Annotated in this window: 14 protein-coding genes; 3 read left to right on the top strand and 11 right to left on the bottom strand. The window is 74.8% G+C overall.

The annotated features are described in order from the left end of the window. Positions 1-57: 57 nt before the first annotated feature. The 3 genes from TNCT1_RS06465 to TNCT1_RS06455 all read right to left on the bottom strand — a co-directional run bounded on the left by TNCT1_RS06465 (position 58) and on the right by TNCT1_RS06455 (position 3,128). On the bottom strand, positions 58-1,215 hold the full coding sequence (locus tag TNCT1_RS06465; protein ID WP_143629198.1) for an ROK family transcriptional regulator: 1,158 nt from the start codon (positions 1,213-1,215) through the stop codon (positions 58-60). 90 nt (positions 1,216-1,305) lie between these two features. Further along, positions 1,306-1,959, bottom strand: a complete 654-nt coding sequence (locus TNCT1_RS06460; RefSeq protein WP_143629196.1) for a response regulator transcription factor — start codon at positions 1,957-1,959, stop codon at positions 1,306-1,308. Positions 1,960-1,973: 14 nt separating this feature from the next. After that, the gene (locus TNCT1_RS06455) at positions 1,974-3,128 is read right to left on the bottom strand and encodes a sensor histidine kinase (protein ID WP_143629195.1); all 1,155 of its coding nucleotides are present in this window, start codon (positions 3,126-3,128) and stop codon (positions 1,974-1,976) included. Between the two features lie 106 nt (positions 3,129-3,234). On the opposite strand from TNCT1_RS06455, the gene TNCT1_RS06450 reads away from it, so the two are divergent. Genes TNCT1_RS06450 through TNCT1_RS06440 form a run of 3 tightly spaced genes read left to right on the top strand, consistent with a single transcriptional unit; the run spans position 3,235 to position 5,350 of the window. Then, entirely contained in the window at positions 3,235-4,155 is a 921-nt protein-coding gene (locus TNCT1_RS06450) for an ATP-binding cassette domain-containing protein (protein ID WP_143629193.1), read from the top strand. Positions 4,156-4,157: 2 nt separating this feature from the next. Then, a complete protein-coding gene (locus TNCT1_RS06445; protein WP_143629191.1) occupies positions 4,158-4,868 on the top strand; it encodes an ABC transporter permease in 711 nt (236 codons plus the stop codon). A 41-nt stretch (positions 4,869-4,909) separates the two neighbouring features. Further along, positions 4,910-5,350 (top strand): hypothetical protein, encoded by a 441-nt coding sequence (locus TNCT1_RS06440; RefSeq protein ID WP_143629189.1) that lies wholly within the window; start codon positions 4,910-4,912, stop codon positions 5,348-5,350. 42 nt (positions 5,351-5,392) lie between these two features. Here the strand turns inward: TNCT1_RS06440 and mug are convergent, their stop codons facing one another. The 8 genes from mug to TNCT1_RS06400 form a co-directional block, all read right to left on the bottom strand. Beyond that, positions 5,393-5,938 (bottom strand): G/U mismatch-specific DNA glycosylase, encoded by a 546-nt coding sequence (mug, locus tag TNCT1_RS06435; RefSeq protein ID WP_143629452.1) that lies wholly within the window; start codon positions 5,936-5,938, stop codon positions 5,393-5,395. Then, the gene (gene purB / locus TNCT1_RS06430; RefSeq protein WP_143629187.1) at positions 5,935-7,377 is read right to left on the bottom strand and encodes an adenylosuccinate lyase; all 1,443 of its coding nucleotides are present in this window, start codon (positions 7,375-7,377) and stop codon (positions 5,935-5,937) included. Before purB ends, mug begins: the two co-directional genes overlap by 4 nt. A gap of 135 nt (positions 7,378-7,512) precedes the next feature. Further along, positions 7,513-8,301, bottom strand: coding sequence for an SGNH/GDSL hydrolase family protein (locus TNCT1_RS06425; protein ID WP_143629186.1), 789 nt, complete (start codon positions 8,299-8,301; stop codon positions 7,513-7,515). A gap of 213 nt (positions 8,302-8,514) precedes the next feature. Then, positions 8,515-9,528, bottom strand: a complete 1,014-nt coding sequence (locus tag TNCT1_RS06420) for a hemolysin family protein (RefSeq protein ID WP_143629184.1) — start codon at positions 9,526-9,528, stop codon at positions 8,515-8,517. Then, entirely contained in the window at positions 9,525-10,868 is a 1,344-nt protein-coding gene (locus TNCT1_RS06415) for a hemolysin family protein (protein WP_143629182.1), read from the bottom strand. The genes TNCT1_RS06420 and TNCT1_RS06415 overlap by 4 nt, the downstream gene beginning before the upstream one ends. Positions 10,869-11,129: 261 nt before the next feature. Beyond that, on the bottom strand, positions 11,130-11,555 hold the full coding sequence (locus tag TNCT1_RS06410) for a GNAT family N-acetyltransferase (protein ID WP_143629180.1): 426 nt from the start codon (positions 11,553-11,555) through the stop codon (positions 11,130-11,132). Positions 11,556-11,599: 44 nt separating this feature from the next. Beyond that, positions 11,600-12,487 carry an LLM class F420-dependent oxidoreductase gene (locus tag TNCT1_RS06405; protein WP_143629178.1) on the bottom strand — a complete coding sequence of 296 codons (888 nt, stop codon included), beginning with the start codon at positions 12,485-12,487 and terminating at the stop codon, positions 11,600-11,602. A 402-nt stretch (positions 12,488-12,889) separates the two neighbouring features. Further along, the gene (locus TNCT1_RS06400) at positions 12,890-13,699 is read right to left on the bottom strand and encodes an ABC transporter ATP-binding protein (protein ID WP_143629176.1); all 810 of its coding nucleotides are present in this window, start codon (positions 13,697-13,699) and stop codon (positions 12,890-12,892) included. Positions 13,700-13,779: the final 80 nt, after the last annotated feature.

Raw genomic sequence — 13,779 nt, 5'->3', positions numbered from 1 at the left:
CCGCGCGTGCTCCGCGCCGGCCGCGTCCCCGGCCGTCCGAGGCTCCCGTGACCGGCCTCAGCGCCGCCCGGTGACCGTCCCCTCCACCGCGAACAGCTCCGCCTCGACGTGGTCGAGGGCCAGCCGCAGCGCACCCGTGGCCACGGCCGCCCCGCCGAGCGCGGACAGCGCCACCCGGGGCGGACGCAGACAGTAGCGCGCCAGCTCACGGCGCAGCGGATCGAGCACACCGTCCAGACCGGCCGCCCAGCCGCCGATCACCACCAGTTCGGGATCCAGGGCCAGCACCAGCGCGGCGACGTCGTGCACCAGCCGCTGGATGAACCGCTCGACCGCCGCCCGGGCCCGCCGGTCACCCTCCCGGGCGAGCGCGAACACCTCGGCGACCGCCTGCTCGTCCAGCGGGTGCAGCGGCTCGTCGGTGGTGGACAGCAGGGTCTCCGGGGTCACCTCCCGGCCCAGCAGGTGCAGCGCGCCGATCTCCCCGGCCGCCCCGCCGTACCCCCGGTGCAGCCGGCCGCCGATCAGCGCGCCCGCGCCCGGGCTGAGCCCGGCCAGCACGAACACCAGGTCGTCGGTCTCGGTCGCCGCGCCCTTCCAGTGCTCCGCCACGGCCGCCGCGTTGGCGTCGTTCTCCACCAGCACCGGGCACTTGAAGGAGCGGCCGAGCCGGTCGCCGAGCCGCAGCCCCGTCCACCCCGGCAGCGCCGTGCCCAGCCGTACCGTCCCGTCCGCCTCGACGATGCCCGGTGAGGCCACGCCCACCGCCCGCAGCGAGCCGCGAGCCACCCCGGCCCGGCGCAGCAGTTCGGCGACCGCGCCGCGCAGCCGGTCCAGCCGCTCGTCCGCCGGGGCCGTCTCGGCCACCTCCTTGGCCTGCGTGCCCAGCACCCGCCCGTCCAGGTCGGACAGGAGCGCGGCGACCCGGTGCGGGCCGATCTCCAGACCCAGCAGATGCCCGGCCTCGGCCCGGAACCGGAACCGGCGGGCGGGCCGCCCCTGACGGCGCGCGGTGCCCTCGTCGGCCGCCTTCTCGACCACGAGCCCCGCCTCGATGAGCCCCTCCACGACGCCTTCGACGGTCGGCCGGGACAGGCCGGTGACCCGGGTGATCTCGGTGAGCGTCGCGCAGTCCGTGGCCCGCAACGCGTGCAGCACCACCGCGGAGTTGATCCTTCGCAGCAGCGAGGGATCGCCGCCGGTAAGCTGCCCCACCGTCCGTCCTCCCAGCTCGCGGGCGTGTTGGGCGGATCGTACTCGGCCCGGACCGCACCGGCGAACGCCGGGCCCCGCGGACCCGCGGGGTCAGCCGGGCGCGACGAACCCCGACTCGTAGGCGGCGATCACCGCCTGGGTGCGGTCCCGCGCGCCCAGCTTGGCCAGCACGGCGCTCACGTGCGACTTCACCGTCTCCGTGCCGACCACCAGCCGACCGGCGATCTCCGCGTTCGACAGGCCCCGGGCCATCAGCCGCAGCACCTCGGCCTCCCGCTCCGTCAGCCCGGCCCCGGCCAGCGGGGCGCCGGCCGGGCGCCGGTCCCCGTACCGGGCGGCGAGGCGCCGCACCGACGCCGGGAACAGCAGCGACTCGCCGTCCGCCACCAGCCGCACCGCGTGCACGATCTCGGCCGGACGGGAGCGCTTCAGCAGGAACCCGTCGGCGCCCGCGCGCAGCGCCTCGTACACGAACTCGTCGTCCTCGAAGGTGGTCACCACCAGGATCTTGGGCGGCGCGTCCACCGTGCGCAGCACCGCGCGCGTGGCCTCGATGCCGTCCATCAGCGGCATCCGCACGTCCATCGCCACCACGTCCGGCCGCAGCCGGCGCACCAGCGGGATGACGGCCGCACCGTCGGCGGCCTCGCCGACCACCTCGATGTCGGGCTGGGCCTCCAGCACGGCGCGCAGACCCGCGCGCACCAGCGGCTCGTCGTCGACCAGGAGTACGGTGACCGGCATCCGGCCAGCGTAGATCAGCCGAGCGGAAGCTCCGCACGCACCCGCCAGTCGCCCTCGTGCGGGCCGGTGCGGGCGCTGCCCCCGAGCAGCGCGGCCCGCTCCCGTATCCCGCGCAGCCCGCTGCCCCGCCCCGTCCCGGCCGTCCCGGCCGGCAGCGGATTGCGGACCTCGAGGGCGAGCGCGCTCCCGTGCACGGACACCCGGACCCGCACCGGCACGGCTCCCGCGTGCCGCAGCACGTTGGTGAGCGCCTCCTGCAGGATCCGGTACCCCTCGCGCGAGACCGGTCCCGGCACGGCGGCCACCGGGCCGGTCACTTCGGCGTCGACCTCGGCGCCGGAGGCGCGGGCCGACTCCAGCAGCCGGTCGGCGTCGGCCAGGGTGGGCCGGGCGCTCGCCGGCCGCTCCGACTCGCGCAACACCCCGAGCACGCGCTCGAGGTCGGCGAGGGCGTCCCGGCCGGTCTCCTCGATGGCCTCCAGCGCCCTCGCGGTGAACTCCGGGTCGCCCGCCGCCCGCGCCGCGCCGGCCTGCACCACCGCCACCGTCAGGGCGTGCCCGATGGAGTCGTGCAACTCCCGTGCGATGCGCGTGCGTTCGAGGAGCTGCTCGGTGCGCTCCTCGAGAGTGGCCAGCCGCTCGGCGGGGGAGGGCCCGAGGAGCCGGCGGGCGCCGGCGACGGCCGCTTCGCCGAGTCCGACGACGACGCCGTACAGGACGAGCAGCGGCACCGGCGCCAGCAGGGCCCACGCCCTTCCCGGGGGCAGCAGGTCCAGCACCGGCACCCCGGAAGGCGCCCGCCCCCGGGCGCACGCCGCCAGTTCGTACGCCGCGATCGGCATCCACACCGAGCAGAACGACGTCACCCCGCCGAGCAGCATCCGCAGCTCCAGCCACAGCACCGTGCGGCCCCGGTCCCGCCAACTCGCCGACGGGGTCACGGAGATGCCGGACTCCTTCGCGCCAGGCGTCAGCAGCAGCCGGCCCTGGACGCCCTCGCCCACGCGCACGCCGGGCAGCAGGCCGACGGGGACGAGCACGAGCGCCGGCACCCAGGGGTTGGACTCGTCGACCAGCATCCACACGCTCTGCAGCAGCATGGGAACCCACAGGTGCAGCAGACGCGTGTACGTCGCGGAGCGCGACAGCGGGCGCAGGAGACGGATCACCCGCACATCCTCGCAGCGCCCCCGGCGACGGACCTCCCCCGCGCGGGGGAGACAGCGCCCACCGGTGGGGGAGGACTCAGCGGCCGCCTCCCGCGAGGCTGTCGCCATGACCAGCATCGACGTACGGGACCTCACCAAGGAGTACGGCGGCCGGCGCGCCGTGGACCGGCTCACCTTCAGCGTCCGGCCCGGACGCGTCACCGGGTTCCTCGGCCCCAACGGCGCCGGCAAGTCCACCACCATGCGGCTCGTCCTCGGCCTGGACCGGCCGTCCTCCGGGACCGCCACCATCGGCGGCCGCGCCTACGCCGAAATCACCGACCCCCTGCGCCGGGTGGGCGCCCTGCTGGACGCCGGGGCCGCGCACGGCTCCCGCACCGCGCGCGACCACCTGCTGGCCCTGGCGGTGAGCAACCGCATCCCGGCCCACCGGGTGGACACCGTCCTGGAGCGCACCGGGCTGGACGCGGTCGCCCGGCGCCGGGTGCGGACGTACTCCCTGGGCATGCGCCAGCGGCTCGGCATCGCCGCCGCCCTCCTCGGCGACCCGGAGGTAATCCTGCTGGACGAGCCCGCCAACGGCCTCGACCCGGAGGGCATCATCTGGATCCGCACCCTGCTGCGCGCCCTCGCCGCGGAGGGCCGTACGGTCCTCGTCTCCAGCCATCTGATGAACGAGACCGCCGCCTTCGCCGACCACCTGCTGATCCTCGGCCGGGGCCGGCTCCTCGCCGACACGCCGGTCCAGGAGTTCATCCACGCGCGCGTGCGGCCCCGGGTCAGGATCCGCACCGCCGACGACACGGCGCTCGGCGGGCTGCTCGCCCGGCACGGCCACGACGCCTCCCGGGGCGAGGACGGCGCCTGGACCGTGCGGCACGCGCGCGTGGACGACCTCGGCCGCCTCATGGCGCAGGCGGGCGTGCCCGTGCTCGAACTGACCGCGCAGGAGGCCACGCTGGAAGAGGCCTACCTCGATCTGACGGCCGCCGAGGCCGAGTTCACCGCCCAGCCCCAGGAGGTCTGACCATGCCGTTCGTCCCCGTTCTGCACGCCGAGTGGATCAAGATCCGCTCTCTGCGCTCGCTCGTCGGCGGCCTGGCCGCGGTCCTCGTGGCCACCGTCGCGTTCTCCGTGCTCGCCGCCGCCGACGCCGACGGCACGGACCCGCTGTTCTCGGTGTTCTTCGGTGTCAGCTTGGGGCAGATCGCCGCCGTGGCCTTCGGTACGACGGCCGTCTCCTCCGAGTTCCGGGGCGGCGCGCTGCGGCTGACGCTGGCGGCCGTACCCGACCGGCGGCGGTGGTTCGCCGCGAAGGTGACCGCCATCGCGCTGCCGGTCCTGGCGACGGGGCTGCTCACCGGCCTCGTGACCCTGCTGGCGGGCAAGGCCGTCCTCGGCGCCGACGGGCCGTCCTGGACCGAGGGGCTGCGCGGCGCCGTCGGCTGCGGTCTGCACCTCACGCTGATGGCGCTGCTCGCCGCCGGGCTCACCGCCGTCCTGCGCAGCGGCGTCGCGACGCTCTCCGTGCTGATCCCGTTCCTGCTGATCGTGTCCTTCGTCGTCGGCGACATGTCCTCGGGCGTGGCCGACCTGCTGCCCGACCGGGCCGGTCAAGTCGCCCTGCACAGCGGCCCCTACGGTTCCGTCGGCCCGTGGACCGGCCTCGCCGTGGCCGCGCTGTGGGCGGCGGCGGCCCTGTGCGCGGGGGCGTGGAGCGTGCGGCGCCGGGACGCCTGACGGCACGCCAATTGTCAGTGGGGGCCGTTTTACTGGGTCACATGGACATCGCGAACTGTCTTGCCCTGATCGAGCGGCTGTGCGTACGGGAGTTTCCGGCGGAGCACGGCCGGACGGACGTGGGCACGGGCGGGCCCGGTTACCTCATAGCCGCGTTGGCGGCCGGCGGCGACCGCCATGAGGACGACGGCGCCGACCGGGAGACGGCGCGGGCGCAGTACGAGGCCGACCGGGACGCGCTGAGTGAGCGGCTCGCCGAGCGGTGGGGGCCGGCGGACGTGTTCAGTCTGTTCAGCGTGCTCGTGCGGAGCGCGGAAGGGGAGGACGCGGCGCAGCCATGGGGCGCACTGGCCGCGCACGTGCCGGACCTGCACCTGTGGCGGGAGGAGTCGGGCCGGTGGGTCGCCCTCGGGGTGTCCCGGTGGGACGGCGAACCGCCGTTCCAGCTCCTGGCGGTGGTCACCGAGACGGACCCGCCCTGACCCGCCCGTACCTGTCCTTGTCCGCTCCGGCCGCCGGATCCGTCAGGCCTCCGCCGCCTCCCGCAGCCGCGCGAACTCCTCCGCCATCGTCGCCGCCGTCCAGTGCGCGTTCAGCCCGCTGGGGTTGGGCAGGACCCACACCCGGGAGCCGCCGACGGCACCCTCCTGCGGGCCCACCCGCGCCCCGCGGTCCTGGAAGGCCGCCCGGTAGGCGGTCACCCCGACCACGGCCAGCCACCTGGGCCTCAGCCGCGCCACCTTGGCCGTCAGCAGCCGGCCGCCCTCGGCGTACTCCTCGGCCGTCAGTTCGTCGGCCCGCGCGGTCGCCCGTGCCACCATGTTCGTGATGCCGAGCCCGTAGGTCAGCAGCTCGGCCTGCTCGGCGGGCGCCAGCAGCCGCGGCGTGAAGCCGGACAGGTGCAGCACCGGCCAGAACCGGTTGCCGGGACGGGCGAAGTGATGGCCCGTCGCCGCGGTCATCAGGCCGGGGTTGATGCCGCAGAACAGCACCCGCAGGCCGTCCGCGACCACGTCCGGGACGAGACGGTCGCGGGCGGCCTCCAGGTCCGCGGGGGTGAGGCGGGTCAGAGGATCGCCCCCGGGGTGTAACCGGCGGCCTCGGGGTGCTGCTTGACGATCTCCTCGATGCGGCCGACGACCACACCGACCTGGGCGGCGGCAGCGCCCGTGAAGGACAGCTTGTCGGCCATCAGCGCGGCGAGCTGCTCGCGGTCGAGCGGCAGCCGCTCGTCGGCGGCGAGCTTGTCGAGCAGGTCGTTGCGCTCGGCGCCCTGCTCGCGCATCGCGAGCGCGGTGGCGACGGCGTTCTCCTTGATGGCCTCGTGCCCGACCTCGCGGCCCACGCCCGCCCGCACGGCGCCCATGAGCACCTTGGTGGTGGCGAGGAACGGCAGGTACCGGTCCAGCTCGCGGGCGACGACGGCCGGGAAGGCGCCGAACTCGTCGAGCACGGTCAGGAAGGTCTCCAGCAGGCCGTCCAGGGCGAAGAAGGCGTCCGGGAGGGCCACCCGGCGCACCACCGAGCAGGAGACGTCGCCCTCGTTCCACTGGTCGCCCGCCAGCTCGCCGGTCATCGAGGCGTAGCCGCGCAGGATCACCATCAGGCCGTTGACGCGCTCGCAGGAGCGGGTGTTCATCTTGTGCGGCATCGCCGAGGAGCCCACCTGGCCCGGCTTGAAGCCCTCGGTGACCAGCTCGTGCCCGGCCATCAGCCGGATCGTCTTCGCCAGCGAGGAGGGCGCCGCGGCGAGCTGCACCAGCGCGGTGACGACCTCGTAGTCCAGCGAGCGCGGGTACACCTGGCCGACCGAGGTGAACGCCTGCGAGAAGCCCAGGTGCCGCGCGATGCGGTCCTCCAGCTCCGCGAGCTTGGCCGCGTCGCCGCCGAGCAGGTCCAGCATGTCCTGGGCGGTGCCGACCGGGCCCTTGATGCCGCGCAGCGGATAGCGGCCCAGCAGCTCCTCGACACGGCCGTGGGCGACCAGCAGCTCGTCGGCGGCGGTCGCGAACCGCTTGCCGAGGGTGGTGGCCTGGGCGGCCACGTTGTGCGAGCGGCCGGCCATGACCAGCTCCGCGTACTCGCCGGCCAGCTTGCCGAGCCGGGCCAGGACGGCCACGGTGCGGTCGCGCATCAGCTCGAGGGAGAGCCGGATCTGGAGCTGTTCGACGTTCTCGGTGAGGTCGCGGGAGGTCATGCCCTTGTGCACGTGCTCGTGCCCGGCGAGGTCGTTGAACTCCTCGATCCGCGCCTTCACGTCGTGCCGGGTGACCTTCTCGCGCTCGGCGATCGAGGCGAGGTCGACGGTGTCGAGGACGCGCTCGTAGTCGGCGATCGCCTCGTCCGGCACCTCGATGCCGAGGTCCTTCTGGGCCCGCAGCACGGCGAGCCAGAGCCGGCGCTCCAGCCTCACCTTCTGCTCGGGGGACCAGAGCGTGGCGAGCTCGGCGGAGGCGTAGCGTCCGGCGAGGACGTTGGGGATGCGGGGCTTGGCGGGCGCAGAAGTCACGTGTCCAGATTCTACTGGCGGTTCGTGCAGGCCAGCGCCACGGAGTCCTTCGGCGGAAGCTACGAGAGCCACGTCACGCCGACCGGGGCGGGCGCTGCCCGGATCCCGGGCCCGGCGGGAATCGTCAGACAGGCCCTAGGCCCGCCCCTCGTACGGCAGCAGGTCCGGGCGCTTCGCCGGGCGGCCGTCGCCGGAGGAGCGGCCGGTCAGCCGGCGGCCTATCCAGGGCAGCAGGTGCTGCCGGGCGAAGCGCGCGTCCGCGATCCGCCGGCGCGCCCAGCCTGGCGGCAGCGTGGCCGGCATCGGCACGTGCCACTCGGCGTCCTCGGCCTGGTAGCCGAGGGCCTGCCACACCGCCTCCGCGACCCGGCGGTGCCCCTCGGCCGTCAGGTGCAGCCGGTCCACGTCCCACAGCCGCGGGTCCGCCAGCGACGGCGCCCCGTACAGGTCGACCACCAGGGCGCCGTGTTTCGCGGCCAGCTCGTCGATGCAGGTGAACAGCTCCTCCATGCGCGGCCGGAAGCGCTCCAGCACCGGCCCCTGCCGACCGGGGCTGCGCATCAGCACGAGCTGCTCGCAGCTCGGCGCCAGCCGCTCCACCGCCTCGGTCAGCAGGCCCCGCACCCGGCCCATGTCGCACTTGGGCCGCAGGGTGTCGTTGAGCCCGCCGACGAGCGTGATCACATCGGCGCCCATCGCGGCGGCCACGTCCACCTGTTCGTCGACGATCTGCCCGATCAGCTTTCCGCGCACGGCGAGGTTGGCGTACCGGAAACCGGGGGTGCGGGCGGCCATCCGCGTGGCGAGCAGATCGGCCCAGCCGCGGTAGGAGCCGTCGGGCAGCAGGTCCGACATGCCCTCGGTGAAGGAGTCGCCGAGGGCGACCAGGCTGGTGTGTGCGGGAGGTATGGAATCTGTCTGCATGGCGTCAGAGATGGTATCCCGGCTCCATACCCGTCGGTCGGTCGACCGCCACGGCACGGCCCCGGCCCGCTCGGGGCGGACCGGGGCCGGGGCGGTGCGGACTGGGGGAGTGGCGGGGCGGCCGGTGCGACCGACGCGCCTGGGCCGCCCCGGTGTGGCCGGGGCGGCCTGACGGGACAGGACGGGGCCGGCCCGGGCAGGGACGCCGCGGGCTCAGGCGGGCTGTCCGAACAGCTCCCGCAGGACGTCCTCCATGGTCACCAGACCCGCCAGCCGGCCGTCCTCGCCGAGCACGGCCGCCAGGTGCGTGCGGCTGCCGCGCATCGCGGTGAGCACGTCGTCCAGCGGGGTGCCCTCCCGGACGCGCGCGATGGGCCGCATGTCCCGCAGCCGGAACGGCAGGTCCCGGGGCAGGGCGTCCAGCGCGTCCTTGACGTGCAGGTAGCCGACGATCCGGCGGCCCTCGTCGACCACGGGGAACCGGGAGAAGCCGGACTCGGCCGACAGCCGCTCCAACTGCTCGGCGGTGACGCCCACGCGCGCGTAGACCACGCGTTGGAGCGGGACGACGACGTCCCGCACCGGGCGGCGGCCCAGCTCCAGGGCGTCGTGCAGGCGCTCCTGCGCCCGGCCGTCGATGAGCCCGGCCTCGCTGGCGTCCTTGACGATCTCGGCGAGTTCGGTGTCCGTGAAGGTCGCCGAGATCTCGTTCTTGGCCTCCACCCTGAGCAGCTTCAGCAGCCCGTTCGCGAAGGCGTTGATCGCGAAGATCACCGGACGCAGCGCCCGGGAGAGCGCGACCAGCGGCGGGCCGAGCAGCAGCGCGCTGCGCACGGGCTCGGCGAGCGAGATGTTCTTCGGCACCATCTCGCCGAGCAGCATGTGCAGATAGGTGGCCAGGGCCAGCGCGATCACGAAGGACACCGCGTGGCCCACGCCCGCGGACACTCCGGCCGCGTGGAACACCGGCTCCAGCAGATGCGCGATCGCCGGCTCGGCGACCACACCGAGCACCAGCGTGCACAGCGTGATGCCGAGCTGGGCGGCGGCCAGCAGCGCGGACACGTGCTCCAGGCCCCACAGCACGCTCTTCGCACGCCGGTCGCCCTCCTGCGCGAGCGGCTCGATCTGCGAGCGGCGCACCGAGATCAACGCGAACTCGGCGCCCACGAAGAACGCGTTGACGACCAGCGTCGCCAGACCGATCAGCAGCTGTACGGCGGTCATCGGGCCCCCTCCGCGCGGCGGTCGCGCTCCTCGTCGTCCAGTGGCGCGTGCAGCAGCACCCGGGCGGCGCGGCGCCCCGAGGCGTCCACCACGTCCAGCCGCCAGCCGGCCACCTCGACGGTGTCCCCGACGCTGGGTATGCGGCCCAGCTCGGCGGCGACGAGACCGGCCAGCGTCTCGTACGGCCCGTCGGGCGCCCGCAGGCCCACCCGCGCGAGCTGGTCGGTGCGGGCTGCGCCGTCCGCCGAGTACAGGGCCCGGCCCTCGGTGTCCGCGCCGGCGGGCGCGAGGTCGGGCGTCTCGTGCGGGTCGTGCTCGTCGCGCACCTCGCCGACGACCTCCTCGACGATGTCCTCCAGCGTGGCCACGCCCGCCGTGCCGCCGTACTCGTCGATGACGACGGCCATCGTGCGCCGGCCGGACAGCCGGTCCAGCAGCCGGTCGACGGTGAGCGACTCGGGCACCATCAGGGGCTCGCGCATCACCTGGCCGACGGAACGGCGGGTGCGCTGGTCGGCGGGCATGGCCAGGACGTCCTTGACGTGGGCGATGCCGACCACGGAGTCGAGGCTGCCCCGGTAGACCGGGAACCGGGACAGGCCCGTCGCCCGGGTGGCGTTCGCGACGTCCTCGCAGGTCGCCTGGGCGTCCAGGGCGACGACCTGGACGCGCGGGGTCATCACGTTCTCCGCGGTCAGGTCGGCGAGGTTCAGGGTCCGGACGAACAGCTCGGCGGTGTCCGCCTCGAGCGCGCCCGCCTTGGCGGAGTGCCGGGCGAGGGCCGCCAGCTCCTGCGGCCCGCGCGCGGAGGCCAGCTCCTCGGCGGGTTCGACGCCGATCCGGCGCACCACCCGGTTGGCCATGTTGTTCAGGTGCGTGATGAACGGGCGGAAGGCGGCGCTGAACCAGCGCTGCGGGTTGCCCACCCGTTTGGCCACGGCCAGCGGCGAGGAGATCGCCCAGTTCTTCGGCACCAGTTCGCCGACCACCATCAGGAACACCGTGGACAGGGCGGTGCCCAGCACCAGCGCGACGGTGCTCGCCGTGCCGGCCGACAGGCCCAGCGCCTCGAAGGGACCGGCGAGGAGTTTGGCGACGGAGGGCTCGGCGAGCATGCCGACCACCAGGTTGGTGACGGTGATGCCGAGCTGGGCGCCGGAGAGCTGGAAGGTCAGGTTCCGTACGGCCTTCAGGGCGCCCGCGGCGCCCCGCTCGCCGCGGGCGGCGGCGCGCTCGAGTTCTCCGCGCTCGACCGTGGTCAGCGAGAACTCGGCCGCCACGAAGGCGCCGCAGGCCAGGGCGAGGAGGATCGCCAGCAGGAGGAGGAGCACTTCGGTCATCGGGTCACCCCCGTCCCATGATCGGGCAGGGCGGGACGGAACGCGCGGTGTCGCGCACTGGGAGGATCGCCCATGGGCGGACTCTCACAACCTTTCATGGAGGGCCGAGTGCTCCCTCAATGGTAAAGGATGGGCAAAGAGTCCTGGGAACGCGGTCCGTGACCGGCCGGACGCGGACCCGCGACCGGCCCTACGCGGGTCCATGACCGGCCGTACGAGGGTCCGTGACCGGCCGGACGCCGGTGCGCGGGCGGCCGGGGATCAACCCGCGAGCGGCTTCACCCAGCGGCGCCACCGCTCCTCGGGCCCGTACCCGGCGGCCCGCCACGCGTGGTGCGCGGTCTCGTTGCGGACGAGCACCATCGCGTCCGCGCGCCGCCCGCCGAGCACCGCGAACCGCTCCTCGGCGGCGGCCAGCAGCGCCGAGCCGATGCCCTGCCGCCGCCGCCCGGGATCCACCGCGAGCCGGTACAGATGGCAGCGCCAGCCGTCGAACCCCGCGATCACCGTGCCGGCCAGCTCGCCCTCCACTTCGGCGAGGATCAGCGCCCCGGGGTCGCGGGCGACCAGTCGCTCCACCCCGGCGCGGTCGTCACTGATGCTGGTGCCCTCGGCGGCCGTCCGCCAGAACGCGAGGACGGCGTCCAGGTCGGCGGGCAGGGCGGGGCGCAGGCTGAGTCCGGTCATGCCGGAACCCCATCACACGACGGCGCCCGCGCCCGCGGATTCCATCATGCGGACTCCTCGCGCAGCCGGGCCAGCACGGGCGCGAACGCCTCCATCGACGGCTCGAGGACCGTCAGGTACGAGAACCCGAAGCGCTCCCGCTGCTCCCGCACCCGTGCCACCAGGTGATCGAGCGGGCCGACCAGCACGATGGGCAGGGCCAGCGCCTCCTCCAGGGTGAGCTGCGGCTGCCGTTCCAGCAGGGGCCTCAGCACCGGCTCCGGGTCGTCGGTGACGGCCACGATCTGGATGAGCAGGTTCAGCTCGGCCTGCGCCGCCCGGTCCGCCGCGTGCGCCCGGTACCGGGCGACCCGCTCGTCCAGTTCGCGCGCCGTCAGCGGTTCCAGCGTGCCGGCGGTGCGTCCCGGCCGGGCTCCGGTGAACGCCGCGATGTCCGCGTGCTCGGCGGTCAGCCGCAGCATCCGGTCCCCGTTCGCGCCGATCAGCAGCGGGACCCGGCGCTGCGCGGGCCGCGGCAGGTGTTCCCCGGAGCCGAGCAGCCGGTCCAGCTCCCGGACCGTGTGCCGCAGGTGGTCCACCCGCTCGCGCGGGGACCCGTACGGCAGACCGGCCGTCTCGTGCTCGGCCTCGACGTAGCCGGTGCCGAGGCCGAGTTCGAGCCGGCCGCTGGTGAGCGCGTCGGTGGTCGCGACCTCGCGGGCCAGCAGCGAGGGATTCCAGAAGCCTGCGTTGAGCACGAACGTGCCCAGGCGCGGGCGCTCGGTCGCCTCGGCGGCCGCCACCAGCGCCGGGAACGGCGCGACCATGCCGAGGTGGTCGGGGACCAGGATCACGTCGTACCCCAGCTCCTCGGCGCGGCGGCAGGTCGCCCGCCACTCGGCGGCGGGCGACGGCGTCAGCAGATTGACCCCGAACCGGAACGGACGTGGCATGAACTCTCCTCCGCGGTAGCCGACTTGAGCCGGGCGTCTCGATTCCATCACGGCCCGGGCACGCCGGCGGGGCGAGACCCGCGACGCCCCCAGCCGGAGCCCGCGCGGTGCCCCGCGAGACGCCCCGCGAGGCGCGACGGCGTCACTCGTGGGCGATAGCCGCGAGCACGTTCCTCCGGGACGCCCGCGGCGCCGGAAGCCGGGCCGCCACGACGCCGACCACCGCCGCGCCGACCACGACTGGGCCGGCCACGACCGCGACCACGGTGCCCACGGGATCGCGAGCGCGGTCATGCCCTGCAGGGCCGGCGCCGCTGCATGCCGACACCCCGCATCCGACAGCGCCGGCCAGCCGCTGCGCGCGAGGAAGCCGCGCAGGGCCGCCCTGAGCACCCGGCCCGGTCAGACCTCCGGGACGACGTCGTCGCCCAGCCGCCCGCGCACCGCGTCGAACGCCTTCATGCGCTCCAGCACGGCGTCCGCGGTCGGCCGCTCCATCTCGTCCACGATCCGGCCGTCGGCGAGGAAGAGCACCAGGTTGGAGTGGGCGGCCGCGCCCGGGTCGTGGGTGACCATGACGACCGTCTGCCCGAGGTCGTCCACCGCGCGGCGCAGGAAGCCCAGCACCTCGAGCCCGGCCCGCGAGTCCAGGTTGCCCGTCGGCTCGTCGGCGAATATCAGTTCGGGCCGGGAGGCCAGCGCCCGCGCGCACGCCACCCGCTGCTGCTGACCGCCCGAGAGCTGCGCCGGCCGGTGCGACAGGCGCCCGCGCAGCCCGAGGGTGTCGATCACCTGGTCCAGCCAGGCGCCGTCGGGCCTGCGGCCCGCGATGTCCGTGGGCAGCGTGATGTTCTCGGCCGCGGTCAGCGTCGGGATCAGATTGAACGACTGGAACATGAAGCCGACCCGGTCGCGCCGCAGCCGGGTAAGTTCCCGGTCCCTCATGCCGGTGATCTCCGTGTCGCCGAGCCAGACCTGACCGGCGGACACGTCGTCCAGGCCCGCCAGGCAGTGCATCAGCGTGGACTTCCCCGAGCCCGAGGGCCCCATGACGGCGGTGAAGCGGCCGCGGGCGATGTCCACGTCCACCGAGTCGAGGGCGAGCACCGCGGTCTCGCCCGCGCCGTACGCCTTGGTCAGCCCGCGCGCGCGGGCCGCGATCCCGCCGTCCGGCGTGCGGCCCGGCGCGTGCTCCGCAGCAGGTGTGGACAAGACCGCCTCCCCGTCGTCGACTCCCTCGTTCCGGCCGAGCCTAGTGTGACCGGCCCCACAGCCGGTATCCCTCCCAGGGC

The sequence above is a fragment of the Streptomyces sp. 1-11 genome (assembly GCF_007176755.1).
GTDB lineage: Bacteria > Actinomycetota > Actinomycetes > Streptomycetales > Streptomycetaceae > Streptomyces.
This window is presented reverse-complemented; position numbering and strand designations above follow the sequence as displayed.